Origin of the sequence: Fulvivirga sp., assembly GCF_040218215.1 — a bacterium.
In the GTDB taxonomy this organism is placed as follows: domain Bacteria; phylum Bacteroidota; class Bacteroidia; order Cytophagales; family Cyclobacteriaceae; genus Fulvivirga.
The window spans coordinates 39,917-64,208 of sequence record NZ_JAVJQL010000024.1; the positions used below are offsets into that span (position 1 = coordinate 39,917).

At 39.3% G+C, this 24,292-nt stretch carries 21 protein-coding genes; 15 read left to right on the plus strand and 6 right to left on the minus strand.

Going from position 1 to position 24,292, the window contains the following annotated elements; all coding sequences use genetic code 11:
* Positions 1–26 precede the first annotated feature (26 nt).
* Positions 27–824, plus strand: a complete 798-nt coding sequence (gene ispE / locus RIB54_RS16610; RefSeq protein ID WP_350101935.1) for a 4-(cytidine 5'-diphospho)-2-C-methyl-D-erythritol kinase — start codon at positions 27–29, stop codon at positions 822–824.
* Here the strand turns inward: ispE and RIB54_RS16615 are convergent.
* Genes RIB54_RS16615 through tgt form a run of 3 tightly spaced genes read right to left on the minus strand, consistent with a single transcriptional unit; the run spans position 816 to position 3,956 of the window.
* Positions 816–1,727, minus strand: coding sequence for a DMT family transporter (locus RIB54_RS16615; protein WP_350101936.1), 912 nt, complete (start codon positions 1,725–1,727; stop codon positions 816–818). The genes ispE and RIB54_RS16615 overlap by 9 nt on opposite strands.
* Positions 1,727–2,800: an LptF/LptG family permease gene (locus tag RIB54_RS16620; RefSeq protein ID WP_350063483.1), complete on the minus strand. Its 1,074-nt coding sequence runs from the start codon at positions 2,798–2,800 to the stop codon at positions 1,727–1,729. Before RIB54_RS16620 ends, RIB54_RS16615 begins: the two co-directional genes overlap by 1 nt.
* Positions 2,801–2,825: 25 nt before the next feature.
* Positions 2,826–3,956, minus strand: a complete 1,131-nt coding sequence (gene tgt / locus RIB54_RS16625; RefSeq protein WP_350101937.1) for a tRNA guanosine(34) transglycosylase Tgt — start codon at positions 3,954–3,956, stop codon at positions 2,826–2,828.
* A gap of 262 nt (positions 3,957–4,218) precedes the next feature.
* On the opposite strand from tgt, the gene RIB54_RS16630 reads away from it, so the two are divergent.
* From RIB54_RS16630 to dnaE, 7 genes are all read left to right on the plus strand, one after another.
* The gene (locus RIB54_RS16630; protein WP_350101938.1) at positions 4,219–5,196 is read left to right on the plus strand and encodes a glycosyltransferase; all 978 of its coding nucleotides are present in this window, start codon (positions 4,219–4,221) and stop codon (positions 5,194–5,196) included.
* On the plus strand, positions 5,187–5,795 hold the full coding sequence (locus RIB54_RS16635; RefSeq protein ID WP_350063486.1) for an RNA polymerase sigma factor: 609 nt from the start codon (positions 5,187–5,189) through the stop codon (positions 5,793–5,795). Before RIB54_RS16630 ends, RIB54_RS16635 begins: the two co-directional genes overlap by 10 nt.
* 45 nt (positions 5,796–5,840) lie before the next feature.
* Positions 5,841–6,473, plus strand: coding sequence for a 16S rRNA (guanine(527)-N(7))-methyltransferase RsmG (gene rsmG / locus RIB54_RS16640; RefSeq protein WP_350101939.1), 633 nt, complete (start codon positions 5,841–5,843; stop codon positions 6,471–6,473).
* Positions 6,473–6,745 carry a hypothetical protein gene (locus RIB54_RS16645; RefSeq protein WP_350101940.1) on the plus strand — a complete coding sequence of 91 codons (273 nt, stop codon included), beginning with the start codon at positions 6,473–6,475 and terminating at the stop codon, positions 6,743–6,745. The genes rsmG and RIB54_RS16645 overlap by 1 nt, the downstream gene beginning before the upstream one ends.
* Positions 6,746–7,158: 413 nt before the next feature.
* Positions 7,159–7,407, plus strand: coding sequence for a YlcI/YnfO family protein (locus tag RIB54_RS16650; protein ID WP_350101941.1), 249 nt, complete (start codon positions 7,159–7,161; stop codon positions 7,405–7,407).
* Complete coding sequence (locus tag RIB54_RS16655; RefSeq protein WP_350101942.1) at positions 7,388–7,810, plus strand: type II toxin-antitoxin system VapC family toxin; 423 nt, start codon at positions 7,388–7,390, stop codon at positions 7,808–7,810. The genes RIB54_RS16650 and RIB54_RS16655 overlap by 20 nt, the downstream gene beginning before the upstream one ends.
* Positions 7,811–8,075: 265 nt before the next feature.
* On the plus strand, positions 8,076–12,305 hold the full coding sequence (gene dnaE, locus RIB54_RS16660) for a DNA polymerase III subunit alpha (protein WP_350101943.1): 4,230 nt from the start codon (positions 8,076–8,078) through the stop codon (positions 12,303–12,305).
* Here dnaE and RIB54_RS16665 read toward each other — a convergent pair.
* On the minus strand, positions 12,302–13,606 hold the full coding sequence (locus RIB54_RS16665) for an aryl-sulfate sulfotransferase (protein WP_350101944.1): 1,305 nt from the start codon (positions 13,604–13,606) through the stop codon (positions 12,302–12,304). The genes dnaE and RIB54_RS16665 overlap by 4 nt on opposite strands.
* Before the next feature lie 170 nt (positions 13,607–13,776).
* Here RIB54_RS16665 and ggt point away from each other — a divergent pair, with 170 nt between their 5' ends.
* Positions 13,777–15,459, plus strand: coding sequence for a gamma-glutamyltransferase (gene ggt, locus RIB54_RS16670; RefSeq protein ID WP_350101945.1), 1,683 nt, complete (start codon positions 13,777–13,779; stop codon positions 15,457–15,459).
* A gap of 85 nt (positions 15,460–15,544) precedes the next feature.
* Here ggt and pgl read toward each other — a convergent pair whose 3' ends face one another.
* Positions 15,545–16,249 carry a 6-phosphogluconolactonase gene (gene pgl / locus RIB54_RS16675; protein ID WP_350101946.1) on the minus strand — a complete coding sequence of 235 codons (705 nt, stop codon included), beginning with the start codon at positions 16,247–16,249 and terminating at the stop codon, positions 15,545–15,547.
* Between the two features lie 3 nt (positions 16,250–16,252).
* The gene (gene zwf / locus RIB54_RS16680; RefSeq protein WP_350101947.1) at positions 16,253–17,761 is read right to left on the minus strand and encodes a glucose-6-phosphate dehydrogenase; all 1,509 of its coding nucleotides are present in this window, start codon (positions 17,759–17,761) and stop codon (positions 16,253–16,255) included.
* 108 nt (positions 17,762–17,869) lie between these two features.
* On the opposite strand from zwf, the gene gnd reads away from it, so the two are divergent.
* The 6 genes from gnd to RIB54_RS16710 all read left to right on the plus strand — a co-directional run bounded on the left by gnd (position 17,870) and on the right by RIB54_RS16710 (position 24,274).
* A complete protein-coding gene (gene gnd / locus RIB54_RS16685) occupies positions 17,870–19,276 on the plus strand; it encodes an NADP-dependent phosphogluconate dehydrogenase (RefSeq protein WP_350101948.1) in 1,407 nt (468 codons plus the stop codon).
* Between the two features lie 232 nt (positions 19,277–19,508).
* On the plus strand, positions 19,509–20,561 hold the full coding sequence (locus RIB54_RS16690) for a DUF4407 domain-containing protein (RefSeq protein WP_350101949.1): 1,053 nt from the start codon (positions 19,509–19,511) through the stop codon (positions 20,559–20,561).
* A gap of 260 nt (positions 20,562–20,821) precedes the next feature.
* Positions 20,822–21,265, plus strand: coding sequence for a hypothetical protein (locus RIB54_RS16695; RefSeq protein ID WP_350101950.1), 444 nt, complete (start codon positions 20,822–20,824; stop codon positions 21,263–21,265).
* Between the two features lie 565 nt (positions 21,266–21,830).
* Positions 21,831–23,267, plus strand: coding sequence for a sensor histidine kinase (locus RIB54_RS16700; protein ID WP_350063499.1), 1,437 nt, complete (start codon positions 21,831–21,833; stop codon positions 23,265–23,267).
* A gap of 2 nt (positions 23,268–23,269) precedes the next feature.
* Positions 23,270–23,695: a response regulator gene (locus RIB54_RS16705; RefSeq protein ID WP_350101951.1), complete on the plus strand. Its 426-nt coding sequence runs from the start codon at positions 23,270–23,272 to the stop codon at positions 23,693–23,695.
* Between the two features lie 84 nt (positions 23,696–23,779).
* Positions 23,780–24,274 carry an SRPBCC family protein gene (locus RIB54_RS16710; protein WP_350101952.1) on the plus strand — a complete coding sequence of 165 codons (495 nt, stop codon included), beginning with the start codon at positions 23,780–23,782 and terminating at the stop codon, positions 24,272–24,274.
* The last annotated feature ends 18 nt before the right edge of the window (positions 24,275–24,292 follow it).

Below are 24,292 nucleotides of genomic sequence, written 5' to 3' on the forward strand. Positions count from 1 at the left end.
GGCTTGGGATTTTTAATTTTATAAGCATGGTTGTTTTTCCAAATGCCAAAATAAATATCGGGCTCAGTATTCTTTCTAAAAGAGATGACGGCTATCATAATTTAGAGTCATGCTTTTACCCTATTCCATTCTGTGATGTTTTAGAAATACTGCCTTCTTATCAGTTGAGTTTTACCTCCACAGGTATTCCCATTCCTGGAAATGCAGACAGCAATCTATGTTTAAAGGCATATCAGTTGCTCCAAAATGACTTCGATATCCCTCCTGTCCAGATTCATTTACATAAGATCATTCCTATCGGAGCCGGATTAGGCGGAGGTTCAGCTGATGCCACTTTTACTTTGAAGGCTCTAAATCAAATGTTCAAGCTGAACTTGACTGATGATCATCTTGAAAAATATGCCTCTCAACTAGGTAGTGATTGTCCTTTCTTTGTTAAGAATAAGCCTGTTATTGCAAAAGGTACGGGCAATATATTTGAACCTATTGATTTCAATATTTCAGGAATGTATCTGCAATTAATCTATCCGGATCTCCACATAAGTACAAAGCAGGCATACGCTGGAGTTGTTCCAAAAGACAATAATCAGAATCTTATGGCTGATCTGAGTAAAAAAATATCAGACTGGAAAACTAATATTAAAAATGATTTTGAAAAATCCGTCTTTTACCAATTCCAGGAAGTTGAAGAAGTCAAAGAAAGTTTATATAATCATGGAGCGCTATATGCCAGCATGACTGGCTCAGGATCAGCAGTTTTTGGAATATTTGATAAGGAAGTTGCTAGTCTGGCTAACTGTGCGTGGAAAGGTCAGCTACCTTAAATTATCCAATGGCTGCGCCTTACGCTTGTGCATTTTGTTTAGCAGGGGATAGGCCAATACAGATAGTAATATAATCAATGTGCCTAAATAAAAAGCAGGCTGCATCTGTTCCTTTTCTTTAAATATGAGAACTGCCAATACAATACCATAAACTGGTTCAAGGTTTACCGTTAGATTTACTACAAAAGCCGAGATCCTTTTCATAATTTCTACAGAGACAGAAAAGGCATAAACAGTACAGATAATGCCTAAGATGGCTAACCACAACCAGTCCATACCTACTGGCACCAGGTTAATTCCTTCACCCTTGGTGAAGTACATTTGATAAAATGGCAGAAACAAAACTGTTCCTAACCAGGCTCCGAGCATCTCATAAAAGGTGATAATATAAGGGTTGTGCTTCTTAGTAAACTTCCCATTGATAACAGAAAAAAGAGCTGATAAAAATGCTGAGATCACCGCCATGGTTAACCCGACAGCATGATTAAATTCAAATCTAAAAATAACATATAGTCCAACTATAACTATTAATCCCAGCACAACTTCAAAGGCCTTGATCTTGGTTTTGTTCATCAATGGCTCAATGAAACTTGTCCAGAGAGAGCATGTGGCTATACCCGCAAGACAAACTGAAGCCGTTGAAACCCGTGCAGCCGCAAAGAACAATATCCAATGTGCTGAAATGATAATTCCTGTACCTAAAATCTTGAAGACTTCTCTTCTACCGATTTTAAAATTGGTCTTTCTGAAATATAAAACCACACCAAGGGTAAAAAAGGCAATAAGCGTCCTATAAAAAACTATTTCAACAGCCGGAATGGTTATTAATAAACCTAATATGGCGGTAAACCCCCAAATCCATACAATGAAATGGAGTTTTACATAGTCGATAGTGGTTGCCATTAGCGCGGAACGTATTTATACATGAGCAAAGCTATTCCGCCAAAGATAATATTTGGTATCCAAACGGATATTATTGGTGGCATTCCGCCTGCTTCGGCAATACTTTTGGTCATAATAAAAAAGAAGATGTACAGGAAGGACAATAAAAAGCCAAGAGCAATTTGAAAACCCGTGCCACCCCTACTCTTTCGAGCAGACACAATAACACCCATAAAGGTTAATATCAATACCGCAAATGGTGAAGTGAATCGTGTATATTTCTCAACCTGATAAAATTCAACATTACTTGCTCCCCGTAAGGTCAGCTTGTCAATTTCATCATTCAACTCGGGTATAGTCATGCCCTCATAATTTTTCTCAAGGTTGCCAAACTCACTAGGATGGATAACTAATGTGGTGTCCATTGATTTTCCCTCTGTAATCACCTCTTTGTCGCCATCAATAGTATGATGACTCCAATTCATCAGGGTCCATTTCTGCAATTCTTCATTCCAGGTAATTCTGCTTGCTGAAAGCTTCTCTGTCAGCTTAGTGCTATCTACACTTTCTAAGGTAAAATTATAGCCCATGTTGGACTGGTTATTATAACTTCTCATATATAGGTACTTACCTTTTGCTACCTGCATATGTATATTGGTCTTATCAAAGAAGTATCGCCCCTTTAAATACTCAAGCTCAAACTCACGTTTTGTTTTATTTGAATTAGGGATAATCCATCCGGTAAGGATGAAACTGAGGACAGCAATCATTACAGATCCGATAAAATAAGGGTAAAGCATCCTAATAAAAGATACTCCGCTACTCAAGATGGCAATGATTTCAGTTCGACCTGCTAAACGGGAAGTAACAAATACGGTGGCAATAAAAACGGTCAAGGGTGTGATGAAATTGGCTATCCAGGGAATAAAGTCCATATAGTAACCAACAATTTGCCCCGTGGTTAACTCGGCCTTTACATACTTTTCAGTCTTTTCAGTAAGGTCAATAACCACAATCACAGAAACTATAATCAGCACCGTGAAAATGAAGGAACCTAAAAACTGTTTTAAAATGTATCTGTCAAGTAATTTCAATGCCTATCTCCTGTTATATATTTTATTAAAGTCTTCTGGTCACCTTTTCTACCATCTCATTTTTCCAGGATGCAAATGTGCCATTTTCTATTTGAGTTCTGGCCTCACCTACCAACCAAAGGTAAAAAGTAAGATTATGTATACTAGCAATTTGCGCGCCTAAAATTTCCTTGCTCATAATCAAATGCCTCAAATAGGCCTTTGAATAAAAAGTATCAACATAACCGCCAAGGTTTGAATCTATTGGTGAGAAGTCATCTTCCCACTTTTTATTTTTGATATTAATTATTCCTTCAGAGGTGAAAAGCATTCCGTTACGTGCATTTCTGGTAGGCATCACACAATCGAACATGTCTATACCCAATGCTATACATTCTAAAATATTGACCGGAGTACCCACTCCCATCAAATATCTAGGCTTATCCGTAGGCAATATCTCACAAACAAGATCAGTCATTTCGTACATCATTTCAGCAGGCTCACCTACTGACAAACCGCCAATGGCATTGCCTTCCCGCTCAAATGAGGCGATGGCCTCTGCAGACTGCTTTCTTAAATCTTTGTAAGTGCTCCCCTGAACAATAGGAAACAAGGTTTGACTGTAACCATACTTGCCCTCTGTACTATCAAACCTATCACAACACCTTTTCAACCACCTGTGCGTCATATGCATAGACTTTTCAGCATAGTCATATTCACAAGGATAAGGTGTACATTCATCAAAGGCCATGATAATATCTGCCCCTATGGTTCTTTGGATATCCATGACATATTCAGGCGAGAAAATGTGCTTTGATCCATCAATGTGGGATTGAAAAGTAACACCCTCTTCTTTTATCTTTCTGGTACCTGCTAGAGAATATACTTGGTAACCTCCGCTGTCAGTTAAAATAGGTTTTTCCCAGCCATTGAATTTATGGAGACCACCTGCCTTTTCAATAATATCCAAACCAGGACGAAGAAAAAGATGATAGGTATTTCCTAAGATAATCTGTGCAGCAATATCATCATGAAGCTCACGCTGATGCACAGCCTTAACAGAACCAGCAGTACCTACAGGCATAAATATTGGTGTTTTTATTTCACCATGATCGGTGGTGATGGTACCAGTACGGGCCTTACTTTTTTCGTCTTTTACTTCTAATTTAAACTTCATAGGGTATTCAAAAACTCCGCAAAGTTAATCGAATAATATTAAGTAGGTAGGCAATATCCGTTTACATAAATAAGGAATTTGCATTGTGGATTTTCGACATATCTTTGTGCCTTTTAATTTCTATAGCAACTTTATGTTTTTGGCTCCTTCGATTCTCGTTTTTATTATTTTTTTAACCCTTCAGATCATAATTCTGTTAATATTTCTGAAAGCTTTTTCCAGCAGGCAGAGATCAAAGAAAGGATCTAATCAACCTGTTTCTGTGGTAATAGCTGCCAGAAATGAGCTGAATAACTTGAAAACGCTTCTACCAAAGTTATATAGTCAAGGTCATAATGATTTTGAAATTGTGATCGTTGATGACCGATCTGATGACGGTACTTACGACTATTTATATGAAGAGAATAAATCCCAGCCTCTTCTAAAAGTTGTAACAGTTAAAGATACTCCCAACAAAATGAATCCTAAAAAGTATGCTTTGACATTGGGAATAAAAGCTGCTAAAAATGAAATTATATTACTAACTGATGCAGATTGCATTCCAGAAAGTGATCAGTGGGTTCAAAGTATGACAAGTCAATTTGGTGTAGATACCACAGATATAAACCTTGGAGTATCGCTGTATCAAAAGCAAAAAGGATTGCTCAATGCATTTATAAGGTTTGAGACCATAAACACTGCCATCCAATATATTTCACTGGCACTGTCTGGCCTGCCATATATGGGTGTGGGCAGAAATCTTGCTTATAGAAAAGAGCTCTTCTTGAAAAATAAGGGATTCAATAGCCACATAGACATAACTGGTGGTGATGATGACCTGTTTGTTAATAAACATGCATCAGGCAAAAATACATCTGTTAGTTTGGGTAGTGAGACATTAATATATTCAATACCCAAAACATCCTGGTCTGACTTTTTCAGACAAAAAATCAGGCACATTTCTGTTGGTAAACACTATAAGTTCAAATACAAACTTATGTTAGGTCTGATTTCATTGACACATTTAGGTTTTTGGACTGCCCTTATATTTTCTGGTGTACTTTTAATGGAACCTTATATATTGCTGTCAGGTTTTATACTACGAACCTTGCTGTTATATCTAACGTTTATGACTGCATGTAAAAAATTTGGTGTGAGGTTTGACCTTTGGGGGCTTGTGTTTTTAGATTTTATATTCGTCTTTTACTATCTTTCCATTGGCATAAGGGCACTATTCACAAAAAGGGTTAGATGGAGCTAAAAAAACAATTTTCTGATAAGGCACTCGAAGATTTCAAACTGATAGATCAGGCGGTAAATGAAGGTGATGAGCAGGCTTATGCTATGCTTATGGATCGATACAAACGCCCGGTCTATCATATGGTGCTTAAAATGGTCAGAAATGTAGATGATGCCGAAGATTTAACCATTGAAGCCTTTGCCAAGTCTTTCAAAAATCTTCACAAGTTCAAAAAGGATTTTACCTTCAGTACCTGGCTTTTTAGAATTGCAACCAATAATGCCATTGATTTTATCCGTAAAAAGCGATTGAATACTATGAGTATTGACACCTCATTTACTGATGATAATGGTGATGCGGTTGGATTTGACGTAGAAGATCAAAATTTAAATCCTCAGGAAGTGGCCATAAAAAGTCAGAAGATTGAGTTAATTCAGATGTTTGTGACCAAGCTGCCTGCCAAATATCAGCGTTTGGTTAAGTTGAGGTATTTTGATGAACTATCTTATGATGAGATTGCTGCAGAACTAGATGCTCCTCTCGGAACAGTAAAAGCTCAGCTGCACCGGGCCCGTGAATTGATGTACGACCTTGTAAAAAACAAGAAAGAGCATATTTAATCTGTAAGGGTAAATGGTTGGTTATTACTAGCTTTGCAACCAACTATGTCTAACACTGCCCTACTCCTAAAATACTTCCCTGATCTTACTATTGATCAACAATCCAAATTCGAAGCACTGAAAGGTCTTTATGAGGAATGGAATGCTCAAATCAATGTGATCAGCAGAAAAGATATTGATGAGCTATATCTGAAGCACATTCTACACTCAATGGCCATTGCCAAAGTGATTAAATTTAAGCCTGGCACTGACATACTTGACGTGGGCACCGGTGGGGGTTTCCCCGGTATTCCTCTGGCCATTCTTTTTCCTGATTGCAACTTTCATTTAATTGACTCTATTGGGAAGAAAATTAAAGTGGTAAGTGCCATTGCTGAGGCGTTGGAGTTGCAAAATGTGAAGGTTGAAGTTATACGCGCAGAGAAAATTAAAGACAAGTACGATTTTGTCGTTAGTCGAGCGGTAACGCGCCTACAGCCATTTTATCGCTGGGTAAGAAACAAGTTCAAAAAGGAGAGAAATCACCGAATATCCAATGGTATCCTATATTTAAAAGGTGGTGATTTACAAGATGAGCTAAGAGAGGCCAAGTTAAAAACCAAGATTTTTGAACTGTCAGATTATTTCTCTGAAGAATTTTTCGAAACTAAAAAAGTGGTTTACGTTGCCGTCAAATAATGGTTAGATATCTATTATTAGGATTACCTTCTACCCTCATTTTTATCATTTTTTATACTGGGTTTAATGATCCGGAATTAACTGATGTCAGGCACCTCTTCTTCTTCACAATCACCACATTCATCATCTTTGCCTACCAAATATCCAGAAATGAAACCCTCAGCCGGGGAGCCAGATGGAGATGGTACCTGTGGCTTTTCTTTGTCCCTTCAGTCACTGCACTCATCTATTGGTTCAAACACTTGAATATTGATGAAATAGAGGAAAATTAATCCATTAATTTTCAACCAATCTACCTACTCTATCGGTTGTAACCGGTTAGCCGTTTTTGTTCACATTCTGGCCTGAGTTTGATTAATAATCCACATGCTATTTCCCTTGAAACATCACCTCGTCCCGATAATTTTCGGGATTCATTTCTTTTTTCAAATGAAGAATATTGTCCATGATCTCTTCCTAATTGTCAAGAGATACCTGCCTTTGCCAGCAGGCCGGCCGGATAAATAAAGGTTTTTAAAATGTACCCCTTTATTTTCCGGTATGATGGTCGCTTTATTAATCGAACTCCGGTTTCTAGCGCAGTATCATAGGCAATTTACTGATTGTGGTTGCACAAATTTCGCTAAACACTTGCTAGCAAAGTAAAATTGTAATACATTTGTAATACAATAATAGGAGTAAGATCATGCTTAATGTTCGACTGGATAAAGAAATTGAAAAGATGCTAAACACATATAGTCAACAAAAAAATATTACAAAGTCTTCTATTGTAAAGGAGGCCCTTGTTGCCTATTTGAGCAAACATCAAAATGACGACTCGCCATACGAGCTAGGCAAAGACTTGTTCGGCATAGATGGAAGTGGTGATACTACAGCATCAACCACCTATAAAACCAAAATAAAGAAAAAGCTCAATGAAAAGCATTCTCATTGATGCGGGCCCACTGATAGCCCTGTTTGACAGGAGTGACAAATACCACCTAAAAGCCATGCAGTTCATTAAGGAGTTTGAAGGGGAGTTATGGACAACCTGGCCAGTGGTAACTGAAGTAAGCCACATGTTGGACTTTAACATCAGAGTGCAACTTAACTTTCTAACCTGGATAGAACGAGGTGGGCTTAAATTATTTGATTTAGACCACTCACACCTCTACCGCTTCACAGAGCTAATTGCCAGATTTGATGATGTGCCTATGGACTTGGCCGATGCTTCACTTATTGTTGTTTCGGAAGTGATGAACTACAAAGAAATAGCGAGTATTGACTCTGATTTTTACATCTATAGAAATATTCGCAATCAATATCTTACCAATATTTTTATGGCTGGTTCAGTTTGAGCAATTGAACAATCCAATATTTATCACCTTTTGTGACTTTTACGTTTTAAGAGTATAAATAATCTATACAGAATTAACTCAAAAGATATGTTCAGATATTGGTTTAAGAGGATATTGATGTTGACTGACATAGCTGAAAATTAATCTCCATTTTCCATCAAATCATACAAGCTAAACCAGCTACTTTTCCGATATTTGATTTTCCGTCAGGGTACAGATCATTTCTTTAAAATCTTACCTGACAAACCACTACAACCACTACCAGATGTATATTATTTTTGATACTGAAACCACAGGTTTACCGCATAGCTATAGCGCCCCAATATCAGATTCTGAAAATTGGCCAAGGCTTGTCCAGCTAGCATGGCAACTGCATGATAATCACGGTAAGCTACTCAGTAATGGTAACTTCATTATCAAACCAGAAGGGTTTACCATCCCCTTTAACTCAGAAAAAATACATGGTATATCAACCAAACGCGCACTTGAAGAAGGCCATGATTTAGGTAAAGTATTAGAGAAGTTTAAAGTTGACCTTGATAAGGCTGAGGTAGTTGTAGGCCATAATGTAGATTTTGATAACAAAATAGTAGGAGCCGAATTTTTCAGATTAGAACAGGAAAAAATTGGCCAGTCCCTGGTAGATCACGCACAGGTTGACACCTCATTAGTATCCAAAGAATTTTGTCAGCTACCGGGTGGGATTGGAGGTAAATTCAAATCTCCAAAACTTATAGAGCTGCATGAAAAACTTTTTGGTGTTGGCTTTGGCGATGCCCATGATGCCGCCTATGATGTTGATGCTACAGCCAAATGTTTCTTCGGGCTTATCAAAGAAAATGTTGTGGAGCCACTTGGCGGGATTGCAGTTGCTGACATAACTTATGAACCTCCAAAGCTAGATGACGCCAACTTTGCTAAAAAGGATGATAAAAGCACTGCTGATTTTGGTGGTGACACAGAAGCTGCTGAGGAAATAGATGCCCCTTTTGTTCACCTTCATGTTCATAGTCAGTACTCAGTACTTCAGGCCGTGCCTAACGTTAAAGGCATTGTAGCTAAAGCAAAGGAATATGGCATGCCTGCGGTTGGTCTTACTGACTTGGGCAACATGTTTGGTGCGTTCAAATTTGTACGCGAGGCAAACAACAACGAAATAAAGCCTATTGTAGGTTGTGAATTCTTTGTAGCTGAAGAGCGATTGACGCTAAAATTCACTAAAGATAATCCCGACAAAAGGTACAATCAGGTATTGATAGCCAAAAATAAAAATGGTTATCATAACCTGGCCAAATTAAGTTCACTGGCCTTTGTTGAAGGTCTTTACGGTATTTATCCGCGTATTGATAAGCAGCTCATTGAACAATATTCAGAAGATGTTATAGCGCTTACCGGTGGATTATATTCTGAAATCCCTTCCCTTATTCTTAATGTAGGTGAGCACCAAGCTGAAGAAGCCTTTGTCTGGTATCATAATCTATTTAAAGAAGACTTTTATGTAGAACTGATCAGGCACAATCTTGAAGAAGAGAATCGAGTTAATGAAGTTCTCCTACAGTTTGCAAAAAAATATGATGTAAAAGTAATTGCCGCTAATGATGTCTATTACCTGAATCAGGAGGACAGTGAAGCACATGATGTATTATTATGTGTAAAAGAGGGCGAGATGAAGTCCACTCCTATTGGCCGAGGTAGAGGATTTAGGTTTGGTTTTCCGAATGACCAATACTATTTCAAGAGTCAGGATGAGATGAAAGTGCTTTTTAGCGACATTCCTGAGGCTATCGAAAACCTCGCTGAGCTGGTTAATAAAATAGAAGGCTTTAAATTGGATCGGGATGTTTTACTTCCTGCCTTTGATATTCCTGAAGAGTTCAAAGATGCTGAAGATGAAAAAGACGGTGGTAAACGTGGGGAAAATGCCTACCTCAGGCATCTGACTTATGAAGGTGCACAAAAACGTTATGACGTACTTACCCCAGAAATAACAGAACGTCTCGATTTTGAGTTAGACACTATCAGGAATACCGGTTACCCGGGATACTTCCTGATTGTTCAGGACTTTACCAGAAAGGCCCGTGAGATGGGTGTTTCTGTTGGCCCGGGAAGGGGTTCGGCAGCAGGTTCGGCTGTTGCTTATTGTATAGGCATTACCAATGTCGACCCAATAGCATATGACCTACTTTTTGAGCGTTTTCTAAATCCTGACAGGGTATCACTTCCCGATATTGATATTGACTTTGATGATGAGGGCCGGGATAAAGTAATTCAGTATGTAATAGATAAGTACGGCAAAAACCAGGTAGCACAAATTATTACATATGGTACCATGGCCGCCAAATCCTCTATTCGGGATGCTGCCAGGGTAATGGAACTACCGTTAAATGAAGCTAATGATCTGGCTAAACTTGTTCCGGAACGACCCGGCACTAGCTTGGACAAAGCTTTTAAAGAAGTAAAAGAACTTGAGGCCTTCAGACAAGGCTCTGACTTAAAAGCACGTGTGCTAAATCAGGCCAAAGTACTGGAAGGTGCAGTAAGAAATACAGGTACGCATGCCTGCGGAGTGATCATAACCCCTGATGATTTAACTAAATTCATTCCTGTTTCTACCGCCAAGGATTCAGAAATGCTCATCACCCAGTTTGACAACAGTGTGGTGGAAAATGCGGGGATGCTTAAAATGGACTTCTTAGGTCTAAAGACTTTGACGATCATAAAGTCTGCGCTTAAAATCATAAAGGCAAGGCATGGGCTAGATATAGATATAGATACCATTCCGCTTGATGACGAAAAGACTTACAAACTATACCAGAGTGGTCAAACCAACGGCACATTCCAGTTTGAGTCTCCGGGTATGCAGAAGCATTTGCGTGCTTTAAAGCCAGATAAATTTGCTGACCTAATTGCCATGAACGCTCTTTACAGACCAGGGCCGATGGAATACATTCCAAACTTTATTGCCAGAAAGCATGGTGAAGAACCCATCACCTATGACATCGCTGACATGGAAGAAAACCTTGCTGAGACCTATGGAATTACGGTCTACCAAGAGCAAGTGATGTTACTTTCACAGAAACTGGCAGGGTTCTCTAAGGGTGATGCCGATGTGCTTCGTAAGGCCATGGGTAAGAAGATATTTGCCTTGCTGGAAAAACTCAAGCCTAAATTTATTGAGGGTGGCAAAAACAATGGCCATGATCCTAATGTATTAGAAAAGGTGTGGAAAGACTGGGAAGCATTTGCTGCCTATGCGTTTAACAAATCCCACTCTACCTGCTACTCTTTAGTAGCCTATCAAACGGCATATATTAAGGCCCACTACCCTGCTGAATACATGGCGGCAGTACTTACCCATAACCAGAGCCAAATTGAAAAAGTAACATTCTTTATGGAAGAATGCCGTAGTCTTGGCATTAAGGTATTAGGGCCTCATATTAACGAGTCCTTTAAAAACTTTGCTGTAAATAAAGATGGTGAAATTCGTTTTGGATTGGCTGCCATTAAGGGGAGTGGTGATGCCGCTGTAGAAGCTATTATTGAAGAAAGAAAGGCCAACGGGCCATTTAAAGATATCTTCGATTTCGCTGAGCGCGTGAATCTACGTACAGTCAACAAAAAGACCTTCGAATGTCTTGCCATGTCAGGTGCCTTTGACTGTTTTGAAGAATATCACAGAAGACAATACTTGCATGCCTCTGAAGGCGATCAGCCTTTAATAGAGAAGATCATTAAGTATGCCAACAAAATGCAGCTTGAGGCAGATAGCGCTCAAGCCAGTTTGTTTGGAGGCGATACGGGAGTAGAAACACCCAGGCCTAAAATTGACCCCATTGAGCCTTTCGGTGAGTTTGAAAAACTGAATATTGAAAAGGAGGTTGTTGGGCTTTATATCTCAGGACACCCACTCGATGATTACAGGTTTGAGATTGATAACTTTTGCAATGTAGAGCTAAGCCAGTTAAACGAAGTTGAGGCATTGCAAAATAAGGATTTAAGAATGGCTGGTATTGTATCCTCATTTGCCCATAGGACTACAAAAGGCGGAAAACCCTTTGGGACACTTACTGTTGAAGATTACAATGGCAACTTCACCTTTTTCTTCTTTGGTGATGATTACATCAAATTCAAGGAGTACATGATGCAGGGCTGGTTTCTGTTCATGCAGGGACGTGTTGTGCAACAAAAATGGGGAGATCAAAGGTTGGAGTTAAAACTCAATAGTATTGAGTTACTAAGCGAGCTTCGGGACAAGAAAACCAAAGGCATTATGATCAACATTAATGCTGAAGAAGTCAATGCCAATGTCATCGATCAAATTGAAGAAATTTGTAATGCTCATAAAGGAGACCTAGCGGTACACCTTAACCTTATCGATCAGGAAGAAAAAATAGCCATCGAAATGATGTCCAGAAAATATAAGGTAAACCCAAGCAATAACATGATTGAGGAAATGATGAAAATACCTGAGGTGAAGTGTAAGGTGCTGCTTTAATTTTTCAGATTAAGGCTTTTAATGGCATCAGCATCCTGATTAAAACCATACCCTCTCCAATAGGTTGTGGTTTGGTTTTTATATTTCCAGGCAATCTCACCTTTAGGGGTAACTTCCCAGAAACCATAGTCCCCCTCGCATACTAGTGTATTGCCATTGCTTAACCTGTCAGCACCTGAAATTCTACCATAAGATAATTCAGGGTTTGTGTAACTCCATACAATCTCAGGCTCATTATTCATATCAGGAGTTAGTTTAAACTCTGATGGCATCTTTAACTCAAACACTTCTGATTGTTTAGCCTTTAATCCATTATTAAATACCAAAATATTGCCTGTGCCTGGAACTCCCTCGCCAAGCAGATTGGGAAAATGCACATGGTCAAAAATCTTCTTGCCTGCGGTATTGTTATAAGTTTCGGGGTTGCCAAATCTGTATATTAAATCTCCACCTTTATTATATTTTCCTCCTTGATTGGTTGCTGCTTCCTCTGTGGTAGTACTATGGTCAATTACCCAAACCTCACTGTAAAAGTTAACACTAACATAAAGTAAGTCATTGGTCTGGTCATAAGTAAGACCATTGGCATGCATAATATCACCATCTTTTCTAAGGTTGTAGTTGATGTTAATCTTATTCGGATTTTCATTTACATTACCATAAGTACCAACACCTTCTTTAACATCTTGCACAATATGATCCCAACTATGCCATTCCCAAACTACTTCCTTTGACTGAAGGTCAACCTCCAATATTTTCTCAGGATATATATCATAATCAGCATTAACACCAGCTGCCTGTCCTGTTTCAACAGGTATTTTCTCCCAAGCTAAAAATATAAGATTTCCATTTGGAAGCAACTCCGCGTCATGATGAGAAAGGTATTCCGGAGACTCATACACATATTCCCACTCAACAGAACTATCGGCATTGATTAGTCTGATTACACCAGCATAACCTCCGCCAAACTTAATAGTAGCAGTTTCAGATTTAAATATTCCCAGAACCTGACCTGTTGGCAAAAGTTGAGCATCGTTACCAAGCTTTAAATCAAACCTCCATTCATGAACTTTATTTCCAGATTTATCAAGCAAATAAGCTGCTTGCCCTCCACCTTCAACGGCAAACACATAATTATCATCAATTGTAGCTGGATTGTACTCCACCACCTCAGCGTTCAATGGAGGAATTACCAAAGCCTTTTCTTTATCACTTTCCTTTGATTTACATCCCCAAACAAATGCCGTTATTAACAATACTACTATTATTTGAGCTGTGCGATTCAATCTTAATGTGTGCATTGGGTAAAACTAGATGTTTTATAATTTTATCTAAACCAAAGATATCAGAATCGTTCATAAATGACTTATATTATCCGAATCTCATTCCAATTTCCTTCTGGTATCAATGTTTTCTAACCATAATACTGCATTTTAGTAAATCATTAATTCAGAACTAATTACAATTTAATATGAGCCTCAGACTTTCTTCCTTGTTATTATTACTCTGTCTATTTTCTACTGCCAAATTCTCAACAGCACAGACTTACGGCAGAAATGGGATGGTTGTATCCACGAGTAGCGTTGCCTCTGAAACTGGAAGGGACATTCTGAAAAAAGGCGGAAATGCCGTAGATGGTGCGGTCGCCACAGCCTTTGCGCTGGCAGTAACCCACCCATCTGCAGGCAACATTGGAGGTGGTGGTTTCTTAGTCTATATGGATGCCAATGGAGAAGCAACAACCTTTGATTTTAGGGAAAAGGCGCCACTAAAGGCTACTAATGATATGTTTCTGGATGAAAATGGCGATTTGATTGAGAACTCAAATCATTTTTCAGCCAAGGCCATAGGAGTGCCTGGCACAGTAGCAGGCTTATATAAGGCACATTCAAAATACGGTAAACTGCCGTGGAAGGAAGTTGTTCAGCCTGCTATAGATTTAGCAACAAATGGTTTTATAATGAATTGGTCATTATACAATGCTGCCAAATATTTTGAATCCAAGCCCACAGAATACCCAATGATGCAAGATTTTTTTAATAATCATAGTGATGCCATAGTTGAGCCAGGTGGAGTGTGGAGACAGCCAGAATTAGGCAAAACATTATCGATTATAAGGGATAAAGGGCATAATGGTTTTTATAAAGGTGAAGTGGCAAAGAAAATAGCGGCTTTCATGAAAGAAAATGGCGGCATTATTACAGAAAAGGATTTGGCAAAATATGAAGCCATAGAAAGAAAACCAGTTGTTGGTACTTATAAAGATTATCAAATCTGCGCCATGCCCCCACCAAGTTCGGGTGGTGTTACACTCATTTCTATGATGAATATGATGGAGCAGGTGAACTTTGACACGCTTGAGTTTAACTCTACACCTTATGTACATTTTGTGGCCGAGTCCATGCGTAGGGCCTATGCTAACAGGGCAAAACACTTGGGCGATCCTGATTTTAACCCTTATATGCCAATAGATTTTTTATTAGATAAAGCACTGGCAAAAGAACTAGTGGCTGACATTGATATGACAAAAGCCACCAAAAGTGATTCTTCCAATTTTGGGCAAATGCCTGAAGGGGATAACACCACACACCTGTCTGTAATGGACAAAGATGGAAATGCAGTTTCATTGACTTATACTTTAGAATACGCTTATGGGTCTGGCATGGTAGATAAAGAATTGGGCTTCATCTTCAACAATGAAATGGGGGATTTCAACCCGAAACCTGGCATCACCTCCTCCTCTGGACAGATAGGCACTAAGCCTAATTTAATTGAACCAGAGAAGCGCATGCTTTCAAGCATGACTCCGGTTATTGTGGCAAAAGATGGAAAACCATATTTAGTAATCGGTAGCCCTGGGGGCCGAACTATCATCAACACCGTGTTTCAAACTGTGCTAAATGTATTGGAATTTGAAATGGAAATAGACAATGCGATTGAAGCAATGAAAATCCATCACCAATGGCTGCCTGATAGAATAATGTATGAAGAACTATTGATGTCTCCTGACACCAGAGAAGCCCTTAAAAGCATGGGACACGATCTTAGGGGCATTTCCCGGCTAGGCCAGCTTATGGGCATTATCTATGAAGATGGCATCTTTAAAGGCGCCTCTGATTCTTCGAGTGGTGAAGGTGCCGCAGTAGGATATTGATTCTTGGTGCAACACACAAATACTGTTATTGCGGAAATTTTCTTTAGGGCTTTATCATGCTCAAGAAAATTATCCGCAATCTCTTTTAAGCACCTTTGGCAGCCTCATCCATAAACCAATAGAGCTTGCCCGATTTTGGATCAACTAATGAAGCTGGGTAGTTTTTACTTGCCCCATCTTTAGCCAATATGGAAGTAACTTTTTCCTTTTTATCTGCACCAGTAACTAAAAAGGCCACTTCCTTAGCATTATTGATCACCCGCCCTGTTAAAGAAACCCTCCTTTGACCTGAGTCAGGATGAATGGCTACAACACAATTTTTTTCTGAATCCCATAGCTCAATTTCATGAGGAAAGATTGATGCAGTATGACCATCACTGCCCATACCTAAAATAACGAGATCAAATTGAGGTATACCATTTGCGGTTTTCAATTTTTCAACCAATAGCTGTCCATATCTTTTAGCTTCACCTTCAGGATCATTCTCGCCTAATACACGGTGAATATTCTCTTTAGGAATTGAAATCTTGCTGAGTAGATGATCAAGCGTCATCTTATAGTTACTATCAGCATCTGTTGGAGACACACAGCGCTCATCGCCCCAATAAAAATGGACATTGCCCCAAGGAATATCTGCATAATGCTGTGCCAGATAGTCGAACACAATTTTAGGGGTGCTGCCACCTGAGAGTGCAACATTATAGTTTTTGTGAGAGGCTATCCTTTCTACCAGGAATTCAGAAAACTCCCGGGCTACCTCTTGCTTATCTTTATATGCTCTTATCTCCATAATCTAACACAATACACAGAACCCGGGATCATCGGCCAAATTAGGGCCTGGGTTTCGCCAAATATACTCTCCTTCAATTAACTCGTCAGAATTTTCAGGCCCCCAGACTCCTGCTGCATAGCCATACATTCTCACATCTTTGCCATTTTGCCAATAATCCAAAATAGGATCAACAAAACGCCATGCTGCCTCAACTTCATCGCCTCTGGCGTAAAGTGTGGCATCACCCTGCATAGCATCAAGCAATAACCTCTCATAGGCACCCATTACCCTGTTTCGGGTCAGCTGAGAATAATAAAAATCCATATTGGCCTCTTCAACAATAAAACCCTGACCAGGTACTTTCACCCCGAATTTCATCATAATACCTTCATCAGGGTGAATTCTGATGATAAGTTTATTATCTCTATTTGCTCCTAAAAAAAGACTATGCGGTGTAGATTTAAAATGTATCACCACTTCCGTAACCTTGGTGGGCATTCTTTTAGCGGTGCGCACATAAAATGGCACACCCTTCCAGCGCCAATTGTCAATGTAAAATTTGATGGCTGCAAAAGTCTCCGTCAATGATTCAGGATCTACCCCCTCCTCTTCACGGTAACCCTTTATCTTCTCTCCATTAATTTCAGCAGCGCCATACTGACCTCTAATGGTATTATCATAAAGGGTTTGTTCATCATTCATGATGCGCAAGGCCTTCAAAGCCTTAACTTTTTCATTTCTGATCTCTTCAGCAGTGGCTTCCAAAGGAGGTTCCATAGCCACAAGAGACACCACCTGCAACAGGTGATTTTGAAACATATCGCGCAGGGCTCCAGACTTGTCATAATAGCCCCCACGTTTTTCCACGCCAATACTCTCTGCATTGGTAATCTCCACATGACGGATATAGTTTCTATTCCATAGCGGTTCAAAAATGCTATTAGAAAACCTTGTCACCAATAAGTTCTGGACAGTCTCTTTACCCAAATAGTGATCTATTCTATAAATCTGAGATTCTTTAAAATACTCCTGCAGGTCTTTGTTAAGTGCCCGCGCAGTTTTTAGGTCATAGCCAAAAGGTTTTTCTACTATAAGTCTTGTAAAACCCTCACTCTCATCATTGAGGCCAGCCTGACCTAGCTTCTGGGCTATATTTTTATAAACTTTTGGCGGGGTTGACAGATAGAAAATATAATTGCATTCTGTTCTATATTTAATATTCAATTTGTGAATTCGGTCACTTAATGCAGAGTAATCATCCTCATACCCCTCAATAGACTGATAAAATATTTTATCGGCAAAAGACTGGATTAGCCCTTTATCTTCATCATTAAAATGCTCACTCTCCAGACAAACGTTATTCCTAAATTGCCCGTCTGACATCTCACTTCGGCTGGTCCCTAGAATGACATAGTTCTCAGGAAGGTCCCTGTCCTTATAAAGCTGAAAGATGGCTGGAATTAACTTTCTGGCAGTCAAATCGCCCGATGCTCCAAAAATAATGAGCATTTGATTCTTTGTTTTTTTCATTGTGCGTTAGCTTAGAACACTAAATTTAGAGACCTTCGTTTTTTTTAATGGGAAATGATAGTCATCTTCACCTAAAGGAAATTAAGCGCCAAATATAAGGCTTTTCAGATGTTAGAACACAAATACGATTTCGGTTTAGTTGGTCTTGGGGTTATGGGCCACAATTTTATTTTAAATGTGGCCGATAAGGGCTTCTCCGTTTGCGGGCTAGACCTTGATCAAACCAAGGTAAACTCGCTTATCGCCTCTGGCGGTGATGCCACTAAGGTGCAGGCTACAACCAAAGTAGAAGAGTTTACACAAGCCTTGAGCTCGCCAAGGAAAATTATGCTTTTGGTTCCGGCCGGTAAGCTGGTAGATGCAGCTATTGAAAGCTTATTGCCGCATCTGGGAAAAGGCGATATTATCATTGATGGTGGAAATTCTTTCTTTACTGATACTGACCGCAGAGAAGCCTATTTAAAGGATAAAGGGATCAACTTTTTTGGCTCTGGTGTATCTGGTGGTGCTGAAGGTGCCAGACGTGGCCCTAGTATTATGCCTGGTGGTAACAAAGAAGCATATCAGCATATCAAACCAATATTTGAAGCTGCAGCAGCCAAGTTTAATGGCGAGCCATGTGTGACCTATTTAGGCCCCAAGTCAGCAGGCAATTATGTGAAAATGGTGCATAATGGCATTGAGTATGGTTTGATGCAATTGACCTCGGAGGTTTATCACCTTTTAAAACATGCGGCAGGACTGAGCAATGCCGAGCTTGTTGCCACTTTTGATTCTTGGAACAAAGGAAGATTACAGTCCTTCCTCATAGAAATAACCGCTGAGATTTTTAACCAGAAAGATGATAAAGGAGAAGGACATCTGGTGGATAAAATATTGGACAAAGCCAAACAAAAAGGTACTGGAAAATGGACCTCTCAAAATGCCATGGATTTGGGTATTCCTATCCCATCCATTGACATTGCGGTGAGCATGCGTGAAATCTCTGCCTTTAAAGATTTACGTGTTGAAGCTGAGGCTCTTTATGGTAAGCCAACACCAAAACCAGTTGACAAAGCTGACTTCATCAACAAAGCAGAACCGGCATTATACTTTGCATTTATCATTACTTACGCTCAGGGTTTAAATCAGTTGGTAGAAGCTTCAGAAGAATATGGCTACGAATTGAATATGTCTGAAGTGGCTAAAATATGGCGGGCAGGTTGTATCATCAGAGCGGCATTGCTTGATGATATTTCTAAAACTTTTAGTGCCAACCCAGCACTTAAGAATATTGTAATGGCTTCTGATTTTGTTAGCAAACTAAAAGAAACCTTATCAGCAACACGCAATGTGGTGGCCTATGGTGCCGAGAATGGAATACCATTACCAGGATTATCAAATAGTCTTACCTATTTTGATGCCATTACCTCTGGCAGGTTGCCACTGAACCTGATACAGGCACAGCGCGATCATTTTGGTTCGCATACTTATGAAAGAACAGATATGGAAGGCATCTTCCATACGGAATGGTGATTGTATCATTCCCACTTTATCGAGGATGACAATTCAAGTTCTGTGAGCCACAGACCTTGGATTGGGCCTCCGAGGCGATGCCTCGGAGTATTTTTTTGATTAAAACCGTACACCACACCTGTTCAAATTCGTACTAATTTAATGGCGAAAACAGCTCTGATACGCTTCTGAGCACATGGCACTAATGTTGTCGACCAAGAAAATAATTCATTGTACCGGTCGTTCAATTTCCATGGAAAAGCTCAAAACCTTTTTTTGGTACTGCTCAGGGGCAGATACCAAACTCTTACAACAATGTGAATCTGAATCAAGCAAATATGTGGGTATAGGCGCCACTATTTTCTTCACAGGCCTCTTTGCTGCCCTCTCAGCTGCATATGCCTTTTTTACTGTCTTTGACAGTTACCTTATCGCCTCACTTTTAGGATTGGTCTGGGGTCTCATGATTTTCAACCTTGACCGATTTATAGTCTCTAGTATGCGCAAGTCAGGTAAATTTTGGTCAGAATTTGCCGTGGCTGCGCCCCGACTATTGTTGGCTGTTTTGATCTCAATAGTGATAGCCAAACCACTCGAACTCAAAATCTTTGAAAAAGAGATAAATGCCGAACTTGCCTTGATGACAGAGGAAATGTTTGCCGAGCAAGAGCAACTGGTGAAAAGCAAGTACATGACGCAAACAGAAACTTTGAAGGCTGAGATCAGTCAACTGAAACAAGAGATTGAACAGAAAGTGGCCAAACGTGATGAGCTGGCCAGAATAGCCCAGCAGGAAGCCGATGGTACAGGTGGTACGGGCAAAAGAAATCCTGGGCCAATTTACAAAATCAAAAAGGCCGATGCCGACAAAGTGGAAGCTGAACTGCAAGCACTCAGTACTACCAACCTGACGCTGATACAAGAAAAACAAGACCGGTTGAATGGGCTGGACTCCTTAAGCAATGCAGAATTAGCCAGCCTTCAGAAAACCGCCATAGGTGGGCCAGCAGCCAGACTGGAGGCCTTGAGCAGACTAACAGTAGATAGCGAAGCCATTTGGATGTCCAACATATTCATTATTCTGTTATTTATAGTAGTAGAGACCTCTCCTATTTTTGTAAAGCTCATTTCCAAAAAAGGGCCTTATGATTACTTGCTGGAAACAACAGAGTACAAATACGAAACTGCCATTATCAAAGACAAGGCCTATATACACAGCGAACTAAAGAAAGAAGCCGAAGCCTTCTCCGCCACAGAAAAGAAATTTGTGGACACGAGATTGGATGTGCGATTGGATAATGTTTAGAGGCTAATTCCTATAAAATTCGTGCTGAACTAAGACATATTTTTCAGCACCATTTTCATTTAAGGTCAGGAATACAAAAGCTATTAAGAAACATTAAAGGAGTCTTGTATAACTGTCTGATAACCACTCAAATCTATACCCATGTGGCCAATACGGCTATGAACACGATTAAAAATCCATTAGATTCGTTCCAATAATAAAATATAACAGCACCTTTTGTCTCGTTACACAGGTGTTATGGGGCATACCTTTGGAAACTGATGAGAATCTTAACGACAATTTCTTTAATCACAATAATAGTCTGTTCCCATGGACAAACCATACCAAATAAAGACAACAGATTTTTAACTTTTGAACAGAACGAAAGCTGGCTTGCTAGTACAAAATCGCTCGATACACCTGGGTTATGGAATGCCATAAAACTGCGATTTTTTTCTAAAGAGACATCCAATACCCCGGATGATTCAATTAGATATTCTCCTTTAATGGTAATAAACGGAATACCCTTTGACCCTCCAAGAATAGAGACCGACCAAGACAGTGAAAAGTTATTAAAAATATTAAACCAGGACTCAATAGAGCAAATAGAGATAATTACTGAGATGACAGGGGATTGGATTTTTCATATGCCTTTTTCGGGTGTTGTAATTCTAAGACTTCCGAAAAAGGTCGAAAATAAATTGTACAAATTAAAATTAAAGTAGAGTTACGTCACATAATCGAGTAGACGTCCGTGAGCCATAAGCCCACAGTGTGCCCCTTGCCATAGGCATCCCTTTGGGGCACACCACCCAGCGTACGGGGCCGATTGTATTGTGTAGTTCATTGAATTTGACGTTTGAATTTCAAATCGTATTCAACGCTACTGATATCGTCTTTTTTCCTTAGTCGTGATAGTGTTATTTAACCCCCATTGCAGTCTCCTTCAAATAACTCCTATGGCTTTCAATAACAATTTCAGTGTTTTCTGCGAGTAACTGAATAGGTGAAAGCAAAAATTGACATTTTGCGAGGTTATGGCCCTTAAATACCAAAAACATTATAAGGCACTTTAACAACTCCCTTGCTAATGCGGTAGCTCATTTAGCACATTGTAGATTATAAGATTAATTATGTATTTTTATATCTTAAAGAAAGAAAAGCTTTATATATCCAGCAAAAATTGCAGATATCAATACCCTAAGTCCATTCGGTCAGAATATGTGCAATAGCCCCCTGCCAAGACGTTTATATGCATGCTTTGAATAGTATTAAAACAAGATTTGTCAGATGAAGCACTCAGAGCTTACTTTTCAGGCCATTGTAGAAGCGACCCCCAATGCTATAATACTTGTCAATAAAGAAGGGAAAATTGCATACGCCAATCATCAGACAGAAAAACTTTTCGGGTTTAATAGAATTGAATTGATTAGTCAAAAAGTGGAAATATTAATCCCACAACGCCATCATGAGCATCACCCTGACTTTAGGACGCAATTTTTTAAATCCCCCGAAACCAGGGCGATGGGCTCTGGCAGGGAGCTGTTTGCGATGCGAAAGGACAAATCGGAATTTCCCGTTGAAATTGGATTGAACCCTTTGGTTACATTGGAAGGAACGATGGTTCTCGTTTCAATTATTGATATTACTACCAGGAAAAAAGCTGAAGAAAGGTTTAGGTTGGTAGTAGAGTCTGCTCCCAACGCCATGATTCTTGCCAATAAGGATGGGGAAATCACCCTGATTAATGCGCAGACTGAAAAATTATTTGGATATCAAAGGAATGAACTAATTGGAAGCAAGCTGGAAATATTAATTCCCAAAAAGTTCAGTGGAAATCATCCACACTTAAGGGAGTCCTTTTTTCATTCCCCATCTGTGCGTTCAATGGGGGCAGGAAGGGATCTTTTTGCAGTTCGGAAAGATGGTACTCAATTTCCTGTGGAAATTGGTTTAAACCCGATTGAGACTGATCAGGGAACTGTTGTGTTGGCATCGGTCATCGACATAACAGCACGAAAGAGACACGAGGCAATGTCCGCACTGGAGTTGAAAAACAAAGAACTAGAGCAGTTTAATTATATCGCTTCGCACGATTTACAAGAGCCCTTGCGCACGGTCTCTAATTATGTTCAAATCCTGGAAGAAGACTTTTCAGGGCAACTAAATCAGGAAGCAAAGAATTACCTGAACACTATTTCGCGAGCCACTTTACGCATGAGCATGCTGGTGCGCACATTACTTGAATTTTCAAGGCTCGGGCAAAACAAAAAGATGGTCTCTTTAGATTGCAATACAATTGTGAAAAATGTTGTCACAGACCTAAACAGTCTGATTAAAGAAACAAAGACAACAATATTGATAGAAGACCTGCCCACATTGTATGCCTATGAAACGGAATTAATGCAATTGTTCCTTAACCTGATCAATAATGCTATCAAGTTCAGAAAAAAAGACCAGTTATCAGAAATAAGGATAGGTTGCAGGAATAATTCCAATGGCCATTTCGAGTTTTATGTGGCAGATAATGGCATAGGCATTGAACCCAAATATTTCGCCAGGATCTTTCAAATCTTTCAGCGACTAAACACCAGTCAGGAAGAAGAAGGGTATGGAATAGGATTGGCCAATTGCAAGAAGATCGTTGAAATGCACGGAGGCAAAATATGGGTGGAATCAGAGTTGGGAAAAGGAAGTACGTTTAAATTCACTATTGAAACTGTTTAGGTATGGATAATAAAGTACAATGCATAATGCTGATAGATGACAATATGGATGACAACTTTTTTCATAAACGCGTCATCTTGAAAAATGACGCTGCAGAGATTGTAGTAATCAAAGAGTCGGCAGAAGAAGCACTTGAATATTTAAAAACTTATCACACACATGACCAAAAGGTTCATCCTAATTTAATATTTCTTGATATCAATATGCCACGGATGAATGGCTGGGAGTTTATTGAAGAGTATAAAAAACTGGATAAAGAGATACAAAGCTCCATGGTTATAGTTATGCTCACCACCTCTGACAATCCGGATGATAAAGCATTGGCCAGAATGGAGGGTGTATTGGCTGACTTCAGGACAAAACCCCTGACAAAGGAAATGTTAGAAGAAGTATTAACTAAATACTGCTCGAACAAAACCGGCTTGTAGTGCCATTGTATGAAGCCAATTTTGCAATTTTCAAAAACTGCTAGCTTCGCCAAACCATTTAAGTCAAAAATTAGTAGAAGAATTATGGAAAATTTTGATTGGACCTCATTCACTAAACGGATTGCAATTAAATCAACATTATCAGAGATGTATGATGCCTGGACAAAAGGGTCAGAACTAGAAAAATGGTTCTTGAAAAAAGTTAAATTTCTTGAGGCAGATAATTCATTGTACGATCAGGACAAAAACGTTAAAGAAAATGCTCAATATTCATGGTATTGGTATTTATACAATGAGCCAATGAAAGGCAAAATAACAAAGGCAAACGGCAAGGACTATATCCAATTTACATTCGAAGGTGAATGTTTGGTAGATGTGAACCTTGAAGAAGTAAATGATTATATTGTCATCACCCTCAAACATCATAATATTCCTTTAGATGACCATTCCAAGAAATATGTCAGGCTCGGCTGCACAAATGGTTGGACTTTTTATTTAGCCAACTTAAAGTCCATTTATGAAGGTGGCGTAGATTTAAGGAATAAAGATGAAAAATTGCCTCCAATGGTTAATAACTAAAAACACCTCTCAAGGTAC

Bases quoted from the DNA above. Each gene is read 5' to 3' on its own strand.
- RIB54_RS16690 (WP_350101949.1), top strand. From the start codon at position 19,509: ATGGAAAAGCTCAAAACCTTTTTTTGGTACTGCTCAGGGGCAGATACC.
- RIB54_RS16655 (WP_350101942.1), top strand. From the start codon at position 7,388: ATGAAAAGCATTCTCATTGATGCGGGCCCACTGATAGCCCTGTTTGAC.
- ggt (WP_350101945.1), top strand. From the start codon at position 13,777: ATGAGCCTCAGACTTTCTTCCTTGTTATTATTACTCTGTCTATTTTCT.
- RIB54_RS16705 (WP_350101951.1), top strand. From the start codon at position 23,270: ATGGATAATAAAGTACAATGCATAATGCTGATAGATGACAATATGGAT.
- RIB54_RS16635 (WP_350063486.1), top strand. From the start codon at position 5,187: ATGGAGCTAAAAAAACAATTTTCTGATAAGGCACTCGAAGATTTCAAA.
- RIB54_RS16700 (WP_350063499.1), top strand. From the start codon at position 21,831: ATGAAGCACTCAGAGCTTACTTTTCAGGCCATTGTAGAAGCGACCCCC.
- ispE (WP_350101935.1), top strand. From the start codon at position 27: ATGGTTGTTTTTCCAAATGCCAAAATAAATATCGGGCTCAGTATTCTT.
- RIB54_RS16665 (WP_350101944.1), bottom strand. From the start codon at position 13,606: ATGCACACATTAAGATTGAATCGCACAGCTCAAATAATAGTAGTATTG.
- RIB54_RS16645 (WP_350101940.1), top strand. From the start codon at position 6,473: ATGGTTAGATATCTATTATTAGGATTACCTTCTACCCTCATTTTTATC.
- rsmG (WP_350101939.1), top strand. From the start codon at position 5,841: ATGTCTAACACTGCCCTACTCCTAAAATACTTCCCTGATCTTACTATT.
- tgt (WP_350101937.1), bottom strand. From the start codon at position 3,956: ATGAAGTTTAAATTAGAAGTAAAAGACGAAAAAAGTAAGGCCCGTACT.
- RIB54_RS16695 (WP_350101950.1), top strand. From the start codon at position 20,822: ATGAGAATCTTAACGACAATTTCTTTAATCACAATAATAGTCTGTTCC.
- RIB54_RS16710 (WP_350101952.1), top strand. From the start codon at position 23,780: ATGGAAAATTTTGATTGGACCTCATTCACTAAACGGATTGCAATTAAA.
- RIB54_RS16615 (WP_350101936.1), bottom strand. From the start codon at position 1,727: ATGGCAACCACTATCGACTATGTAAAACTCCATTTCATTGTATGGATT.
- zwf (WP_350101947.1), bottom strand. From the start codon at position 17,761: ATGAAAAAAACAAAGAATCAAATGCTCATTATTTTTGGAGCATCGGGC.
- dnaE (WP_350101943.1), top strand. From the start codon at position 8,076: ATGTATATTATTTTTGATACTGAAACCACAGGTTTACCGCATAGCTAT.
- gnd (WP_350101948.1), top strand. From the start codon at position 17,870: ATGTTAGAACACAAATACGATTTCGGTTTAGTTGGTCTTGGGGTTATG.
- RIB54_RS16650 (WP_350101941.1), top strand. From the start codon at position 7,159: ATGCTTAATGTTCGACTGGATAAAGAAATTGAAAAGATGCTAAACACA.
- pgl (WP_350101946.1), bottom strand. From the start codon at position 16,249: ATGGAGATAAGAGCATATAAAGATAAGCAAGAGGTAGCCCGGGAGTTT.